Source organism: Lysinibacillus sp. FSL P2-0066, from assembly GCF_037969495.1.
Taxonomy (GTDB): Bacteria; Bacillota; Bacilli; order Bacillales_A; family Planococcaceae; genus Lysinibacillus; species Lysinibacillus boronitolerans.
This window is the reverse complement of record NZ_CP150202.1, coordinates 3,092,304-3,110,412: the sequence shown is the minus strand read 5'-3', so window position 1 is coordinate 3,110,412 and position 18,109 is coordinate 3,092,304. Positions and strand designations below refer to the sequence as shown.

The window sequence follows — 18,109 nt, the reverse complement described above, 5'->3', positions numbered from 1 at the left end:
ACTTCATTCAGAAAGGTCCTAATAAAATTTTATTTTTTGAGTGATATACCCTTGGTTGAATGTAGTAGATTTATAAATAGAGATCGGTAGTTTGTAGTGTGTCGAAAGTGAATAAATGTAACTTTATAGCAGTATAAGGTGGCGAAGTAAGCAGGTTCCTATAGCATGCTTCGAAAGTTAAATGAAGTAAAGTACATGACGATGCGTTATAATCTACACATGCATAATTGCTGAGGCGTAAATGATGCAGACAATTTATTTGATAAAGATTCAATAATCTTGTAAGATTGTTGCTTGAATAGGGGTGAAACATATTGTTCAAATTTAATGATGAAAAAGGCAATTTAAAATGCTCATTTTGTGGAAAACCACAAGAACAAGTGCGTAAATTAGTTGCAGGTCCAGGTGTTTATATTTGTGATGAATGTATCGAGCTTTGTTCAGAGATCGTTGTAGAGGAACTAGGTGTAGAGGAGGAAATTGAATTCCAAGATATTCCGAAACCGAAAGAAATCTTAACGATTTTAGATGAGTATGTAATTGGACAAGAGCGTGCTAAAAAAGCATTGGCAGTTGCAGTTTACAATCACTATAAACGTATCAATACGAATAGTAAAATTGATGATATTGAATTAGCAAAATCGAACATTGTGTTAATCGGCCCAACTGGTAGCGGTAAAACTTTATTAGCTCAAACGTTAGCACGTATTTTAAATGTTCCGTTCGCAATCGCGGATGCTACCTCCTTAACTGAAGCAGGTTATGTTGGTGAGGACGTTGAAAATATTTTATTAAAGTTAATCCAATCAGCTGATTATGATATCGAACGCGCTGAAAAAGGGATTATCTATATTGATGAAATTGACAAAGTTGCACGTAAGTCAGAGAATCCATCAATTACACGCGATGTTTCTGGCGAAGGTGTTCAGCAGGCACTCCTAAAAATTCTTGAAGGAACAGTTGCAAGCGTTCCACCACAAGGAGGACGAAAACATCCTCATCAAGAATTCTTACAGATCGATACAACCAATATTCTTTTCATAGTGGGCGGTGCATTTGATGGCATTGAAACAATCATTAAACGACGTCAGGGTGAAAAAGTAATAGGATTCGGTTCAGATCCGAATAAAGTTGATGTAGATGAAGGTTCTATCATGTCCAAGCTGATTCCTGAGGATTTATTGAAGTTTGGTTTAATACCAGAGTTCATTGGTCGATTACCTGTACTTGCAAGTCTGGAGCAATTAAACGAAGCTGCACTAGTACAAATTTTAACAGAGCCGAAAAATGCACTAGCCAAGCAATATCAAAAAATGCTTGAATTAGATGGCGTTGAGCTTGAATTTGATGAAGATGCTCTTGTGGCAATTGCTAAGGAAGCAATTGAACGTAAAACAGGTGCGCGTGGTCTTCGTTCAATTATTGAGTCAACAATGCTTGATGTAATGTACGAATTACCTTCACGTGAAGACGTAAAAAAATGTATCATTACAGCAAAAACAATTACGGATAAAGAAAAACCGAAATTGCTTCTTGAAGATGGCACTGAACTCGATGAAGGTAGCGACACTAAAACTTCAGCATAATGAATAGACGTGGCTGTCTACCGTTGTGAGATAGAGAGTAATTAGCTGACTTCGATTGTGCAATATTCGCACATATCGACAGTCAGCTTTTTATTCATTCCTACATAAAGCCAGCTGTAACTTGAAGAAATTTTTGGCTCGCTTCAATATCTAGTGTGAATCAACTTTTTAAACACATACTAGTAGCGCGGGATGTTAACATGAAAATTTTGACGGAGGTGAATGCCCGCATGGTGACAATACAAAAAACAACAAATGTACCATTATTGCCTTTGCGTGGACTTTTAGTATTCCCATCGATGGTGTTACATATTGATGTGGGTAGAAATCGTTCTGTAGCGGCGCTTGAGCAGGCAATGTTAGAGGACCAAATGATTTTATTGGTAACACAAAAAGAAATGCACGACGAACAGCCTGAAGAGCAAGATCTGTATTCAGTTGGTACAATTGCATATGTCAAACAAATGCTAAAATTACCAAACGGCACGTTACGCATCCTTGTAGAAGGTGTTGCGCGTGCAACGTGGAAAAATTATCGTGCGTTAGAGAAGTATACTGTTGTGGATATTGAGGTTAAAGAGGAGTCAACAGAAAAAGATGTAGAAACACAAGCATTGATGCGGACATTGTTGACGTATTTTGAAAAATATGCCAAATCCTCCAATAAAATTACAACTGAGACGATTAATACTGTAACGGATATTGAAGAGCCTGGCCGTTTAGCAGATATTATTGCTTCTCATTTGCCGTTTAAAATTGCTGACAAGCAAGAAGTATTGGAAATGCTTAGCGTTAAAAAACGACTTGATCATTTAATTATTCGCTTGCATGATGAACAGGAAGTTTTGGATTTAGAAAAGAAAATTAATTCCAAAGTAAAGCAGTCAATGGAGCGTACGCAAAAGGAATATTATTTACGTGAGCAAATGAAAGCTATACAAACGGAGCTGGGAGATCGCGAAGGGAAAACCGGAGAAGTTGCAGAATTACGGAAGCGTATTGACGAAGCTGGTATGCCAGAATCAACAAAAGAAGCAGCACTGAAAGAATTAGATCGCTATGAAAAAATACCCGGGGCTAGTGCAGAGAGTGGTGTTATTCGCAATTACATTGATTGGCTTATTTCCTTACCGTGGACAAATGCTACAGAGGATCGCATGAATATTGCCCATGCTGAAAACATTTTAAACCGAGATCATGATGGATTAGAAAAAGTCAAAGAACGTGTTCTGGAATATTTAGCCGTACGTCAGCTGAAAAATTCGCTGCGAGGACCTATTTTATGCTTAGCAGGACCTCCAGGCGTTGGTAAAACATCATTAGCTCGCTCCATTGCGGAAAGTTTAGATCGAAAGTTTATTCGTATTTCTTTAGGTGGTGTTCGGGATGAATCGGAAATTCGTGGACATCGACGTACGTATGTTGGTGCAATGCCAGGACGTATTATTCAAGGAATGAAAAAAGCAGGTACCATTAATCCGGTGTTTTTATTAGATGAAATCGATAAAATGTCGAATGATTTTAGAGGTGACCCTGCAGCAGCGATGCTTGAAGTTTTAGACCCTGCACAAAATAATACATTTAGTGATCATTATATTGAGGAACCATATGATCTCTCTAATGTGTTATTTATTGCAACTGCCAATGATTTAAGTAGCATACCAGGACCATTATTAGATCGTATGGAAGTAATTTCTATTGCAGGCTATACTGAAATCGAGAAAGCTCAAATTACCAAAAACCATCTCATACCAAAGCAGCTTAAAGAACATGGTTTGAAAAAAACACAGGTAGTAATCAAAGATGAAGCAGTCACTGATATAATACGTTATTATACACGGGAAGCAGGAGTGCGCGGTTTAGAACGACAAATCGCTACGCTTTGCCGTAAAATTGCCAAAGTAATTGTATCTGGTGAGAAAAAACGCGTAACGGTTAGCTCAAAATCATTACAAGATTTACTTGGTAAACATCGTTTCCGCTATGGACAGGCTGAAAAGGAAAATCAAGTGGGTGTCGCAACTGGACTTGCTTATACAACAGTTGGTGGAGATACATTACAAATTGAAGTTTCTTTAACGCCGGGTAAAGGGAAGTTACAACTTACTGGTAAGCTTGGTGAAGTAATGAAGGAATCTGCTCAAACAGCATTATCCTATGTTCGTACAAAAATGGAACACCTAAATGTGGATGCAGAATTTTTTGATACTCATGATATTCATATCCATGTACCAGAGGGCGCTGTACCTAAAGATGGACCATCAGCTGGTATTACAATGGCAACAGCTATCGTTTCGGCTATTCTACATCGCCCGATTCGCCGCGAGGTAGGTATGACAGGTGAGATTACCTTGCGTGGCCGTGTATTGCCAATCGGCGGCTTAAAAGAAAAAACATTAAGCGCTCACCGTGCAGGATTAACGACAATCATATGTCCTAAGGATAATGAACGTGATATAGAGGATATTCCTGATAGTGTACGTGAGCAATTAACATTTAAACTAGTGACATCGGCTGATGAAGTTTTAGCCTATGCGCTGGACGGAGGTTTTTAAAAAAATGAAAGTCCATAATGTCGAAATGGTCATTAGTGCGGTACGACCAGACCAATATCCAGAAGATGGACTGCCAGAATTTGCATTAGCAGGTCGTTCGAATGTAGGAAAGTCTTCCTTCATTAATCGAATGATCGGACGTAAAGCTTTAGCACGTATTTCATCTAAGCCTGGTAAAACACAAACCCTTAATTTTTATAAGATTGAAGAGCAGCTATTTTTTGTAGATGTTCCAGGGTATGGTTATGCAAAGGTTTCTAAAACAGAGCGTGAGGCATGGGGAAAAATGATCGAGCGCTATTTTACAGGACGCCAGGAGTTAAAAGCAGTCGTACAAATTATAGATTTGCGACATCCTCCAACAGCTGATGATCGTATGATGTATGATTTTTTAAAGCATTACAATATTCCTTGCATTGTCATTGCAACCAAGGCAGATAAAATTCCAAAAGGTAAATGGGATAAACATAAGAAAATTGTCAAAGAGACGCTGGAGATGGAAAAAAGTGATCCTCTTATTGTCTTCTCTTCAGAAACAGGTCTTGGCTTTGAGGAAGCTTGGAAAACAATCGAAAACAAAATGTAATAAAAAACATCTATTGTGTCTAAGGCGTTAGGACAATAGATGTTTTTGTATTTTCAATCGTATAGAAAATTAGGGAAAAATACTTGATGATGAAACTATTTGTCCGATAAATTAGATAGGAGGTGGACTAGATGGATATCGCAGCTTTATCGATGGCAAAGAACCAAGCAACACTTATGCAAAATGTATCTTTAGCTGTTACGAAGCAGGCAATGGAAATGCAACAGCAAAATACAGAACAGTTAGTTGAAATGTTAGATGCTCCACATCCAACAGCTGGACATACAATTGATATTCAAGTATGAAGTAGGCAAGGTAGCTTGAGGTTAAAAGCTACCTCAACTTTTATTTTTAGAAAAAAATTCAAGAAGGCCTAAAATGTAACTTTTCGAATAAGAAAAACTACCAATAATACGATATACTAATAATTAGTAAGGAGGCAGGGTTTTTTGAAAAAATATTCATACATACTGATGATTACGTTACTGATGATAGTAGGTTTTTCCTTTAATCAATCTGCTAAAGCTGCCCAATTAGTGACAGGGACCTTTGTCGATGTAACGTTTTCAGAATATACGAAGCCAGATGGCACGATAGAAAAGCAGCTTAGTAAAATAACATTGGAAAATGATCGTGGACGAACAGTGACGTTTAATATTAATAAAAATACTAGATTATATATTAATAATACGTCTACAACGATTGAGGGCTTTAAGATGGGTATGGAAGTCGAGGCTGACATTTCTCTCAGAAGTGTTGTTGAACTTCGCGGTACCTCTAATACACCAACAGAAACAAATGTACCCTCAACAGGAAGCAGTAACGGTAAAACAACGGCTGGTGTCGTAACGAGTATTGATCCAAATGGGTTATTTATTATGGTGAAACCAGATGTTGGTGCAGAAACGACGTACTATTTAAACAAAGAAACCAATTATCAAAAAGGTTCTTCTGCAACGGATATTAGTGCATTATACGTCGGGGATCGAGTTAAATTAAGCTTTAAAAATAAAACTTCCTCGGTCATCTCAAAGGTAGCTATCAGTGAAACAGGTACACTAGTAGAAAATTTATATAAAGGTGAGATACAAGCGGTCAATCCTAATGCCAATAAGCTTACCGTGAAAAATCAACATGCCTTTGTTAACTGGCAATTTGGCTCTCAAACAACAAATGAACTTTCCACTATGCCTTTTACATCCAAAGTACCAATATATGTTGGGAATACGAAAGTCGAGAAAGGTCAGCTAAAAAATTATATAGGTAGCGAAGCATACTATGCGACCGTTAAACAATTTGGTAAGGAAGTAATCGAGAAAATTGTCGTATTGAAAAATAATGAAAGAACATATTACGAACCAATGCTGTCTGTAGATACAGATTACCAACTATTGAAACTGAAAACAGCAGGAACAATGTATTTCCATAATGGGACGATTTTAATTCGAAATGGGCGATTAATCGAACCTACTGGTCTTATGGCATATGGTACTGCTTTTGTCGTGGCTGATGGTGCTACACGCGATCACTATGCTCAAGTAATACAAGTAACAAGTGATAGTTTTATGTCACCTAATCTTGCTGGTCATGAATTATATTATGGACGCTTATCTCAAGCTGATGGATATGTAATTGAAATTGATGATGCGATGAAGATTGAATCAAATGTTTTCAAAAAAGCAGATCGTACTGTATTGTCAGTTAGTAATTCCACAAAAGCTATGGTAGATGACGGCAATAAAACATATAGTGTCATGCCAGATATTGAACTTTACTTATCAGAGGGTGACTATGGTTATTTCTATGTGAAGAATGGCCATGTACAAGCTCTTCATATTTTAGACAATGCTAAACCTGTTGCCCCTCTAATGCTCGCAGGGAAGCTACAGTCTGTGAAATCTACGTATCCTGCTGTTATTAATGTCAAGAGTGTTAGTCAATGGCAAAATGGTCGTTGGTATGAAGCAGGTGAAATGGTTAATATGAATATTGACCAAGCGACACTGATAAAAGCAGGTAAGGTGATTCAAGCTTCTGACTTACAGTCATCTGATCGTTTAGTTGTATTATCAGATCGATTTGTTAAAGCTCATTTTATTTTGGTAGATTAGTATGAATATGAAACTAAAAAAATTTGCGAGTCTTAAGCGAATATATTTCATAAGCTAAAGATGAAAAAGTTACTTTGAATACATTCGCAAGACGAGCAGATTTTTTTAGTGATAGTAGAAACAAGCTTCATTATGCACGCAAATGCACAGTGAAAGAGAGGAAAAGCGAATGCAAAAAAAATTATCTAAAGTAATGCTTCTAGTTCTGACTATTTTTTTGATTGGAACTACTATTCCGTTCAATGCATCAGCTGCTTCATTAGAAACAACGGGTGCTGTAAAAAACGAGTATACATATGAAGAAGCCGTGTTCCTGTCTGGGACACCTGTTATTTTTAAAGGGACAAGTAAAGATATTAAAATTGCACAAAAAGAATCAAAAGGTAAATTAACTGAAACGTATAACATGAAGTTAACTGCAAGCAATGGCGCTACATTGACAAGAAATATTGCCTATGAATCAGATGTAGTGGATTATGCAGTTCTTGGTCAAAAAACATCCAATGGTGAAGTAAAGAAATACACTGAAAAAATTACAATCGGTGCCATTACTTATACGTTAGTCGATTATCAATTTTCACAAGGAACTGTTACTGATAATCGTGCAGCCTCTGATTATTACTCAGGAAATATTATTTCTAGAAAAACCTATGCCTTTGAAACAGGAAAAGGAAAAAATGCTGTTCAAAACACAGTAACAATTGAAACAGATAGCCGACATGCAGGCTATGAGAACTTCTGGGGTGCGACTGAAACTCAAATCACGGAGTCTGTTTATTCCTATAGTGATGGTAAAACAAGTCATGTGAAAAATCGTTTATCTACAAGTAAATCACGTGTTTTAAATTATGAGGAAAATCTCGGTAGCTTAGGAAGTTTTGAAGGTGGATATGCAGTTGTAAGTGAAAAGGATGTTATTTCTGAATATACATACGACCTATCTTCAGGACAAAAAGGTACACTTGATTTAGATACAGAGTACATGCCAACAATTGAACGTCTTATCATTCCTAAATTCAGAGATTTAACAACCCATTACGCGAAAGAAGCAATTGAAAAACTTTATTCTCTAGGTATTTACTCAGATTCAAGTAACTTCTTTTCTCCTAATACACCAATGAAGCGTATTGATTTTACGACGGCTATTGGTAAAGCAGTTGATTTACGTGTGTTTGAAGAAAAGAAATCAAAAAAGACACCTACTACAAGTGTTTTTAAAGACTTGAAGCGTTCTATCAAGGATTACGGCTATATTGAATCAGCGTTAAATAAAGGGATAATTAAAGGTGTATCAGCTGATTACTTTAAGCCAGATAATGCGATTAATCGAGCACAGGCTGCAACTATCTTTGTTCGTGCTTTAGGACTTGAAAATAGAGCACCTGATCCTGGCTACTTAACTAAATTTACAGATGACAATCAGATTCCAAATTATGCGCGAGATGGCATCTATATTGCAAATGAGCTTGGCCTAATGATTGGTGATTCTGCTGGTCGTTTTAATCCAAATAAACCGCTAACGCGTGCGGAGGCGTCAGTTGTTCTAGAGCGATTCTTGAAATATTTAGAAGATGACTTAAAACAAAACTATCGTGATGACATATTGTTCTTTAACTAAAGAAAGGATGGAACAAAAATGACCTATGTAAAAAAAGCATTGCTTGCTATGCTTTGCTTCATGCTTCTACTGATGACAGCGACACCTACTGTCACGCAAGCAGCTACAACAATTAGAGATGTTCCAACAAATAGCAATAATTATAAAGCTATTTCCTGGGCGGTGGATAATGATCTCATGTCCTTAAATAGCGCAAATAATTTTTTACCAAATGATCAAGTGACAGATCGCGATCTTGTACTAATGTTTGCCAAGCTAGATCGTAACTATGCGTTATCTTATGTAGATAGTGTTGCTTATAATTTCTATAGCGATTTTTATTTACCATTTAACGGCACACATGTGAATACGAATCGAACAAAAGCCGTAACGCGCGGCCAATTTGCCCAAATTTATGCTGCTTTTAAAGGCTTAGATTTAGATGAGCCACAGGCAGTACAATATTTATATTCAAATGATTTATCTACAAGTTCTACAGGCAAAAAGACATTTGCTAGCTTCAATCCATCTACAAAATTAACACGTGGTGATGTTGCTGAATTCTTATATCGTGCTGTTCAAAATAGCACTTTTGCAGTACAAGGATTAAAACGTAGTCCAGCGGGTCGTGATAATGATAGCATTACGTTACCTCCAGGTTTTATGGGATCTAGTAGTGCTGATTTTGAAGAACCGAAGGATAATTCAAATGATTTTACTGGACCGAACAATGTCAATAATGCACTGCAAAGTATTGTGGTGGAAAAACCTGATTTAATTGCAAATAATGTGGATACAACACTTGTTACGGTGTCTTTAAAGGCTTGTAATGGTGATCCTATCGCAGATGATAAATCCTATTCATTCCGCGTGAAGGCATCCTACGGAAATATTGTTGATACTTCAGGTGAAGCAGTTGATATTGTCCAATCGGATGGTTCAACTGTGTCCGCTATCGTTGTAGCACCAAAATTAACTAAATCGGTACGTGATACCATCACTTTTGAGCTAATTAATAATACAGACCCAGCAATGAAGTGTCTTGTTGGAGAGAAATTAAATGCAGAAGTGCGTTACGCACCACAGCCTGAATTGCGTATTGATTACCAAGTATACGACCCAGGAAATACGGATGATAATGGCAGCGTGATACCTGAATTTCCAAAAAGTGAAGATATCCCAGAGTTCTTTACGCAAAACCTAATTGATGTGTATAGCCCAGTTCCTTTTGACTTTGATGGGGATAGAAAGCTATTTAGTATTGGACAGCAAACAAATGTAACAGATGTTTTAGGAAATGTGCAAAACATCTATTTACGTTACGGTGGATCTGATCCTAAATATCCAGCATTAGGTTATGAAAATGCTATTCTACAATTTGAAAACTATGATATTTCTGTTCACTTATTTGAGGAACTTTTAAAGACGCGTTTCCAAAACTCTGTTACAACTAAAGATAATACAGCTATAACGGAAATCATGTATATGATTGCTGACGATGGTCGTCCTATTTATCGCGTTCAAGGCATTGATGATGATATTGCCTCACAGGTAGAAAACATTAATCCAGTCGGCGCTATTATTCAACTTATGAAAAAGATGCCAGACGAAAAGGATTTAACATTAGAGCATTATGATAGTGTTATGAAGATTTATACGATCTTCACAAACTTAAGTAACTATGACCGTACAGTATTATTAAAATATCAAGGCGGTAAATTACTTGGGCAAGTAGAGGCCTATAAAAAACGAGTAGAGGCATTAAAGGAAAGTGCCGATGCGGCATCAAGACCATCAGGAAAAGATCGTTATACAAAAGTGATGGTGACTTTAGTGCGCCCAGGTGGAGAGCCTATTACGGATTATCAAGGGACAGTCAAAATTAAGTATGATGGAGTAGAAAAAACAGCTTCATTCATTACGAACACTTCAGATCCATTAAATAACACAGGAAATCCAGGTACTGCCGTAGCCTACTTTGATTCCGTTATTTATGGAAAATCTAAAGTGGAAGCAATACTCGTCAATCCAATAGATCCTCGCTATGCAACATCCTTGAAGGGTTTAAAAGATAAAACAGTGACGAAAGATATTTTTACGAATCCATACTTCAGTAAAAACTCTTGTTCTTTAGCAACAGAAATTGCCTATGTAGTGGATTATTCTTCTTCCATGAAGGCAGTTGATCCAACAAACTATCGTGGTAAGAAAATGATTGAACTAATTAATCAATTAAAGGCTAAAAATAACATAGTCATTGAAACGAATACAAAAGCAACAATACTTGGAGAAGGCACTACAGAAAATGTGTTGAAAAAAGATCTTTATAAAGCATCGAAAGAAAAGGGTGCAACCGATATTTTTGCAGGCATTGATATTGCTTTAACAAAATTCTCGAATGATTCGAAAACATCCAAAGCGATTGTCGTTGTATCTGATGGAAAAACTAGTAAATCAAAAATGACAAAAGTTATAAATGAAGCGAAAAAACAAGGCGTCAAGGTATACACAGTAAGTATGGGCAAGAAATCACAAGTAAATGACGCCACTTTAATGCAATTATCTTCAGAAACAGGCGGAACGTACTTCCATGCGATTGATAATTTACAATTGCATCAAGTCTTCCAGAAGCTAATTGATACAATTTTATGTAAAACGTCCGCTTCAAGCTGTATCAATCCGGAAGATTTATTTGAAGAAACAAGTGTTTCACTACGAAAAGGTTATATTACAATGAGCGCTCGTGTTGATAGTAACTGCCCAAATGTTGCAAAGATGAATGTACGTTTTAATTCCATCAGTGGAGATGTCCAATTTGATTTGCAAAAGCGTAGTGATCAAGTTTATATGTTAACGAAAACTGTTCAAACTATGCAGGACTTTAAAGTCAATGATGAGATTGAGTTTATAGCATACGATAAAGATGGAAATATAATTGCAATAAAGACTGTTACAATAACAAATTAATGAGAAAACTGCCTCCGATTGTGGGGCAGTTTTTTAATTTGAAACAACACGTATAATTTGTTACACTTAGTTTATAATAATTCTAATGTAGATGACGAATTGCAGTTCTTCATGACATGTTCACAAATTATTGATGAACTATTGTCGAACTGTGCTATAATGAGATTTGTGAATTAGAACGTGTGAGGTGTTATTCATGCATACCATCGTAGTAGGCTTGAATTATAAAACAGCGCCTGTTGAAATACGTGAGAAGTTATCATTCATTGAGAGTGAACTGCCACAAGCAATGGAAGCGCTGCAAAAGCAAAAAAGTATATTAGAAAACGTAATTGTTTCGACATGTAATCGTACAGAAATATATGCTGTTGTGGATCAATTGCATACTGGACGTCATTTTGTGAAACAATTTTTAGCCAACTGGTTTGATTTGCCTGTGGAGACATTTTCTTCGTATTTAACGATTCGTGAAGAAGATGAGGCAATCGAACATTTATTTAAAGTGACAGCTGGAATCGATTCAATGGTTCTAGGTGAAACACAAATTTTAGGGCAAGTAAAAAAAAGCTTTTTAAGTGGACAAGAGATTGGCACAACAGGAACGGTATACAATCAGCTATTTAAACAAGCAGTAACATTTGCAAAGCGTGCTCATAATGAAACAGCAATCGGTGAGAATGCGGTATCTGTTTCCTATGCTGCCGTAGAATTAGCAAAGAAAATTTTTGGCTCTTTACAACGCAAGCACGTAGCTATTTTAGGTGCAGGAAAAATGGGGGAACTTGCGATTGAAAACCTTTACGGTAGTGGTGTAGGGAAAGTTACTGTCATTAACCGTACATTTGAAAAAGCAGAAAGCTTAGCGGCTAAATTCCATGGTGAAGCTAAATCAATGAAGGAATTACAATGTTCTTTGCTAGAAGCGGACATTTTAATTACTTCAACAGGTGCAACAGATTATGTTATTGATTACGAGCTAATGCAATTCGTGGAACGTTTACGAAAAGGAAAACCATTATTCATGGTAGATATAGCGGTTCCTCGTGATATTGATCCACGAGTTGGCGACCTATCAAATGTTTTTCTATATGATATCGATGATTTACAAGGTATTGTCGAAGCGAATTTAGCAGAGCGTGAACGTGCTGCTGCTGATATTACTGATATGATTGGCAAAGAAGTTGTGCAATTTAAAGACTGGGTAGCAACGCTTGGGGTAGTGCCAGTCATCTCAGCATTACGTAAAAAAGCAAATCGTATCCAAGAAGAGACAATGACAAGTATCGAAAATAAAATGCCTGATTTAACGGAACGTGAACGTAAAATTTTAAGTAAACATACAAAATCTATTATCAATCAATTGTTAAAAGAGCCAATCTTACAAGCTAAAGAAATGGCTAATTCTCCAAAAGCAAATGAACAGTTACGTTTATTCCAACAAATTTTTGGTATAGAGGATGCTGTGGAAGCTGAAGTTCATGAGATGACAAAGCAAGAGCTTGAGCGCAAAGAACGCTCACAGGTATCTCAGACTTCTACTGAACCAAAGTACTCTTTCTAAATTATCTATTGCGCTCATATAGATAGCCATGGTTGTACAGAGGTATTGTGCGCAATTGGATTTTCTACTGATATTACACGAGGCGTTTTCGTATCTGTATGGTAAACTAAGGATACGAAAACGTTTTTTTTGTTTTCTATATTAGAATAGTTTATTAATTTCACGACAAAGAAGGGATGTCTATTGGCTGATTTGACCATGACGAGGCTCTATGAAGTGATGATCGTCTTGTATGCGATCAGTCTAGTTTTTTACTTTACTGATTATTTTTATAAGCAAGTACGTGCAAGGCGCATTGCTTTTTGGCTTGTTTCATTTGTATGGATGATTCAAAGTGCCATTATCATTTTAACGTTTGTGGAAACGAAGCGTTTTCCGATTTTATCCTTGTCTGAGGGAATACTTTTTTATTCCTGGTTACTCGTGACGTTATCCATTATCCTTCATTGCATAGCAAGGGTGGATTTACCTGTGTTTATTATTAATATACTAGGATTTTTGTTCGCTAGTATATTTACTTTTATGCCGAAACGTCCTACAGGAGCTGTCGGGGATACTTTAATTTCGGAGTTGCTTTTTATTCATATATCATTTGCAATACTGTCTTATGCAGCATTTACTTTAACATTTGTGTTTGCCATTTTGTATCTCGTGCTATATCGTTTGCTGAAAAAGAAAAAATGGTCGCATTTATGGACTAGGTTGCCTTCCTTGCAGCAGACAAGTAGCTGGATGAATATTTCATTTTTTATTGGGATTCCGATGTTATTTATAAGTTTAATATTAGGCTTTGAATGGGCACTATTAACATTAGAGAGTCTTTCGATTTTCGATGCGAAAATCATAGGGTCCTTCATTATTTTAATTTTGTATTGTTTTATCTTATATGTGAATCGCAAAAGCAAGCTGACAGGTACAACTTATGCATGGGTACATATTTATGCCTATCTATTAGTTGTTGTGAACTTCTTCCTAGGAAGTAGTTTATCGCGATTCCATTTATGGTATTAGAAGAAAGGTTGGAGACTGTTGAGAAAAATTATTGTAGGTTCTAGGAGAAGTAAGCTAGCGCTAACGCAAACAAATTGGTTTATTAATGAATTAAAAGCGGCTGGTGTACCATTCGAATTTGAAGTAAAAGAGATTGTAACCAAAGGTGACCAAATTTTAGATGTTCAGCTTTCAAAAGTAGGTGGGAAAGGGTTGTTTGTGAAAGAAATTGAACAAGCCCTTTACGATAAAGAAATTGACTTTGCTGTTCATTCTATGAAAGATATGCCTGCTGTATTGCCAGATGGGCTAGTGATTGGTTGTATTCCACCACGTGAAGATGCGCGTGACGCATTTATTTCGAAAGGGCATGTTAAATTTGCTGACCTTCCTGCAGGAGCAGTCGTTGGCACAAGTTCTTTACGTCGTAGTGCACAGCTTTTAACAGTACGTCCTGACATCGAAATTAAATGGATTCGTGGAAATGTTGACACACGTTTAGCGAAGCTTGAAACAGAAGAATACGATGCTATTATTTTAGCTGCAGCTGGTTTGAAACGCCTTGGTTGGAGTGATGATGTAGTCACTGAATTTTTACCTGTAGAACATTGTCTGCCAGCTGTAGCACAAGGCTCTCTAGGCATCGAATGTCGTGCCGATGATGCGGAGCTTTTAGCCGAATTAGGTAAGCTGACTGATTCATTTACATGGCAAGAAGCACATGCAGAACGTGCATTTTTGGCAGCAATGGATGGTGGTTGTCAAGTACCAATCGCAGGGTATGCTACTTCAAATGGGGAAGAAATTACATTAACAGGCCTTGTTGCTGCTCCAGACGCATCTGTTGTATATAAGGAAACAGTAGTTGGCACAGATGCACAAAAAATTGGAGAAGAGCTAGCTGCAATTTTAACAGAACAAGGTGCTTTCGATTTAATTCAGCGTGTAAAGGCAGAGCAAGATGCCAAGTAATTTACCTCTAAAGGGTAAAACCATACTTTTAACAGGCACATCTAAGACAACAACCATTGTCGAAAACATAACATCTTTAGGTGGACATGCCATCATAGCCCCATTAATTGAAACTTGCGAACGATTAGATAGTAAGGATGCTGAACTATTGAATCACGCGAAGCAATATGATTGGTTGATTTTTACTAGTCAAAATGCTGTCGAAGCTTTTGCTAGTAAAATGCTTCGACATCAATTGAATGCGGATCATTTCCAAGGAAAAATAGCTTCCATTGGCACAAAAACAACGACAGCATTAGAAAATTTAGGATTTCAAGTAAGCTTTATGCCTTCCGTATTTAGTGCTGATATTTTCGTTAAAGAATTTCCAAACGTAGCGGGTAATCATCCGAGATGTCTGTTTATTCGAGGCGAAAAGGCGAAAAGTACGCTGAAGGATGGACTGCCTTTTAAGTTAAAAGAATGGACAGTCTATGAAACAATAGAACGACATGATCAAACACCTGTTATTGTCAATTGCATCCAGCAACATCAAAATGTCACAGTGATTTTTGCTAGTCCTTCAGCAGTTGACGTGTATGCAAGGGATGTTGTGCCACATATCGGCTGGCATGCAGCTCGCATTGCAGCCATCGGCCATATTACGGAAGCGGCTCTTGAACAATACGGTGCTACTGTGGATATTATGCCAAGTGTTTATACAATGCAAGCAGTCATCGAAGAAATTATGAAAGTAGGGGACAAATCATGACAAAACTACAATTTCAAAGACATCGTCGTTTGCGTGCCAATGCAACGATGCGATCAATGGTAAAAGAAACATACTTACATAAAGAGGACCTGATCTATCCTATTTTTGTAATAGAAGGCGAAAATATTAAAAATGAAGTACAGTCAATGCCTGGCGTTTTTCAATTTTCATTGGATAATCTAGAGGCAGAGGTGGATGAGGTTGTAGCTTTAGGTATTCCTGCGGTTATTTTATTTGGCTTGCCAGCTGAAAAGGATGCGGTTGGAACAGGTGCATTTCATGATCATGGTATTGTGCAGGAAGCGACTCGACTCATTAAAACACGTCATCCTGAGTTATTAGTCATCGCGGATACATGCTTATGTGAATTTACGGATCATGGACATTGTGGCTTAATTGAGGGCGATCAAATTTTGAATGATCCTTCATTAGATGTTTTAGCCCGCACGGCGATATCACAAGCAAAAGCTGGCGCTGATATTATTGCTCCTTCTAATATGATGGACGGCTTTGTAACGGCAATTCGTGCTGGTCTAGACGAAGCTGGTTTTGAACATATTCCGATTATGTCCTATGCAGTCAAATATGCATCCAGTTACTATGGACCTTTCCGTGACGCTGCAGATGGCGCTCCACAATTTGGTGATCGTAAATCCTACCAAATGGATCCTGCAAACCGTCTAGAGGCATTCCGTGAGGCAGAGTCAGATATTGAAGAGGGCGCAGATTTCTTAATTGTCAAACCTGCTCTTAGCTATTTAGATATTATTCGAGACATGAAAAATAACTACCCATTACCGCTTGTTGCGTATAATGTGTCAGGTGAATATGCAATGATTAAAGCGGCTGCTATAAATGGTTGGATTGAAGAGAAAAAAGTTGTGCTTGAAACATTATTAGGTATGAAACGTGCAGGCTCTGATTTAATCATTACGTATCATGCAAAAGATGTTGCACGTTGGTTGGAGGAGAAATAAATGACACGTTCTTACGAAAAATCAAAACAAGCCTATGCTGAAGCTGTTCAATTAATGCCGGGGGGTGTAAGTAGCCCAGTACGTGCATTCAAATCAGTAAATATGGACCCGATTTTCATGGAATCTGGTCATGGGGCAATCATTAAAGACATTGATGGCAATGAATATATTGATTATGTATTGTCTTGGGGTCCGCTAATTTTAGGACATACACATCCAGAGGTAGTGAAAGCAATTGCAGATACAGCTGCGAAGGGTTCTTCGTTCGGTGCTCCAAGCTATACAGAAAATCGCTTAGCCCAATTAGTATTAGACCGTCTACCAGGAATGGAAATGATCCGCTTTGTTTCTTCAGGAACAGAGGCTACTATGTCTGCATTACGTGTAGCACGTGGTGTTACAGGGCGTGATAAGATTTTAAAGTTTGAAGGGTCTTATCATGGTCACGGTGACTCCTTATTAATTAAAGCCGGTTCTGGTGTTGCCACATTAGGCCTTCCTGATAGCCCTGGTGTGCCTGCAGATATCGCACGTAATACGTTGACAGTTGCCTATAATGATTTAGAAGGGGCAAAAGTGATTTTCGAGAAATTTGGCGCAGAGTTAGCTGCAGTTATTGTGGAGCCAGTCGCAGGAAATATGGGGGTTGTTCCACCACAGCCCGGTTTCCTAGAAGGCTTACGTGCGCTTACTTCAGAGCACGGTGCATTATTAATCTTTGACGAAGTTATGACAGGTTTCCGCGTAGATTATGGCTGTGCACAAGGGTATTTTGGGATAACACCAGATATGACTACTTTAGGTAAAGTAATCGGAGGGGGTCTCCCTGTAGGTGCGTTCGCTGGGAAAAAAGAAATTATGGAGCAAGTAGCTCCTGCTGGACCAATTTATCAAGCAGGAACATTATCGGGGAATCCATTAGCGATGACAGCCGGTTATGAAACGTTATCACGTTTAGACCATGGTACGTATGATTACTTTAAAAAATTAGGAGATCAGCTTGAGGCTGGTTTCCGTGAAGCAGCAACAAAATATAATATCCCGCACACTGTCAATCGTGCAGGCTCTATGATTGGCTTCTTCTTTACAAATGAAAATGTCATTGATTTTGCTTCTGCTAAAACATCTGATTTACAATTATTCGCTGAATACTTCCGTCTAATGGCAGAGGAAGGTATTTTCTTACCTCCTTCTCAATTTGAAGGACTATTCATCTCAACAGCCCATACGGAAGAGCATATTGCGAAAACAGTGGCTGCATTCCATAAAGTATTTGCGCAATTAGCCAAATAAAATTTGATAGAGCATGCTAGAATTATTTCTAGCATGCTCTCATATTTTTGAAAAACAAAGCCCTTCGCCCGTCAAACTTGCTTTTTCTACCGTTGTACTTTTTTAATGGATCAAGCAGAAAGCATTATAGTGCTAGAGAAATGTAAGGACAAAAAGAGAGAAT

General features: G+C 37.5%; 13 protein-coding genes. All 13 read left to right on the top strand.

Annotated elements, in window-relative coordinates:
- The first annotated feature begins 314 nt into the window (after positions 1-314).
- The gene (clpX, locus tag MKZ14_RS15530; RefSeq protein ID WP_036075657.1) at positions 315-1,586 is read left to right on the top strand and encodes an ATP-dependent protease ATP-binding subunit ClpX; all 1,272 of its coding nucleotides are present in this window, start codon (positions 315-317) and stop codon (positions 1,584-1,586) included.
- A 230-nt stretch (positions 1,587-1,816) separates the two neighbouring features.
- A complete protein-coding gene (gene lon / locus MKZ14_RS15525) occupies positions 1,817-4,141 on the top strand; it encodes an endopeptidase La (RefSeq protein WP_016991868.1) in 2,325 nt (774 codons plus the stop codon).
- A 4-nt stretch (positions 4,142-4,145) separates the two neighbouring features.
- The gene (gene yihA / locus MKZ14_RS15520) at positions 4,146-4,727 is read left to right on the top strand and encodes a ribosome biogenesis GTP-binding protein YihA/YsxC (protein WP_016991869.1); all 582 of its coding nucleotides are present in this window, start codon (positions 4,146-4,148) and stop codon (positions 4,725-4,727) included.
- Positions 4,728-4,858: 131 nt separating this feature from the next.
- Positions 4,859-5,032 carry a YjfB family protein gene (locus MKZ14_RS15515; RefSeq protein WP_016991870.1) on the top strand — a complete coding sequence of 58 codons (174 nt, stop codon included), beginning with the start codon at positions 4,859-4,861 and terminating at the stop codon, positions 5,030-5,032.
- Between the two features lie 144 nt (positions 5,033-5,176).
- On the top strand, positions 5,177-6,838 hold the full coding sequence (locus MKZ14_RS15510) for a hypothetical protein (RefSeq protein WP_333004866.1): 1,662 nt from the start codon (positions 5,177-5,179) through the stop codon (positions 6,836-6,838).
- 169 nt (positions 6,839-7,007) lie between these two features.
- Positions 7,008-8,456, top strand: a complete 1,449-nt coding sequence (locus tag MKZ14_RS15505) for an S-layer homology domain-containing protein (protein WP_258859788.1) — start codon at positions 7,008-7,010, stop codon at positions 8,454-8,456.
- Positions 8,457-8,474: 18 nt separating this feature from the next.
- Positions 8,475-11,402, top strand: a complete 2,928-nt coding sequence (locus MKZ14_RS15500; RefSeq protein ID WP_333004865.1) for a VWA domain-containing protein — start codon at positions 8,475-8,477, stop codon at positions 11,400-11,402.
- A 196-nt stretch (positions 11,403-11,598) separates the two neighbouring features.
- A complete protein-coding gene (gene hemA / locus MKZ14_RS15495; protein ID WP_036075782.1) occupies positions 11,599-12,963 on the top strand; it encodes a glutamyl-tRNA reductase in 1,365 nt (454 codons plus the stop codon).
- Positions 12,964-13,146: 183 nt separating this feature from the next.
- Entirely contained in the window at positions 13,147-13,974 is an 828-nt protein-coding gene (gene ccsA, locus MKZ14_RS15490; RefSeq protein ID WP_016991874.1) for a cytochrome c biogenesis protein CcsA, read from the top strand.
- A gap of 18 nt (positions 13,975-13,992) precedes the next feature.
- On the top strand, positions 13,993-14,925 hold the full coding sequence (gene hemC / locus MKZ14_RS15485; RefSeq protein WP_016991875.1) for a hydroxymethylbilane synthase: 933 nt from the start codon (positions 13,993-13,995) through the stop codon (positions 14,923-14,925).
- Positions 14,915-15,676 (top strand): uroporphyrinogen-III synthase, encoded by a 762-nt coding sequence (locus MKZ14_RS15480; protein ID WP_333004864.1) that lies wholly within the window; start codon positions 14,915-14,917, stop codon positions 15,674-15,676. Before hemC ends, MKZ14_RS15480 begins: the two co-directional genes overlap by 11 nt.
- Positions 15,673-16,653, top strand: a complete 981-nt coding sequence (gene hemB, locus MKZ14_RS15475; protein ID WP_016991877.1) for a porphobilinogen synthase — start codon at positions 15,673-15,675, stop codon at positions 16,651-16,653. Before MKZ14_RS15480 ends, hemB begins: the two co-directional genes overlap by 4 nt.
- Entirely contained in the window at positions 16,654-17,946 is a 1,293-nt protein-coding gene (hemL, locus tag MKZ14_RS15470; RefSeq protein WP_333004863.1) for a glutamate-1-semialdehyde 2,1-aminomutase, read from the top strand. It abuts the gene before it with no gap.
- Positions 17,947-18,109 lie beyond the last annotated feature (163 nt).

What these genes read in the sequence shown, in the direction of transcription:
- yihA (WP_016991869.1), top strand. Translation starts at nt 4,146, where the DNA reads ATGAAAGTCCATAATGTCGAAATGGTCATTAGTGCGGTACGACCAGAC.
- hemB (WP_016991877.1), top strand. Translation starts at nt 15,673, where the DNA reads ATGACAAAACTACAATTTCAAAGACATCGTCGTTTGCGTGCCAATGCA.
- hemA (WP_036075782.1), top strand. Translation starts at nt 11,599, where the DNA reads ATGCATACCATCGTAGTAGGCTTGAATTATAAAACAGCGCCTGTTGAA.
- lon (WP_016991868.1), top strand. Translation starts at nt 1,817, where the DNA reads ATGGTGACAATACAAAAAACAACAAATGTACCATTATTGCCTTTGCGT.
- hemL (WP_333004863.1), top strand. Translation starts at nt 16,654, where the DNA reads ATGACACGTTCTTACGAAAAATCAAAACAAGCCTATGCTGAAGCTGTT.
- MKZ14_RS15505 (WP_258859788.1), top strand. Translation starts at nt 7,008, where the DNA reads ATGCAAAAAAAATTATCTAAAGTAATGCTTCTAGTTCTGACTATTTTT.
- MKZ14_RS15515 (WP_016991870.1), top strand. Translation starts at nt 4,859, where the DNA reads ATGGATATCGCAGCTTTATCGATGGCAAAGAACCAAGCAACACTTATG.
- MKZ14_RS15480 (WP_333004864.1), top strand. Translation starts at nt 14,915, where the DNA reads ATGCCAAGTAATTTACCTCTAAAGGGTAAAACCATACTTTTAACAGGC.
- MKZ14_RS15500 (WP_333004865.1), top strand. Translation starts at nt 8,475, where the DNA reads ATGACCTATGTAAAAAAAGCATTGCTTGCTATGCTTTGCTTCATGCTT.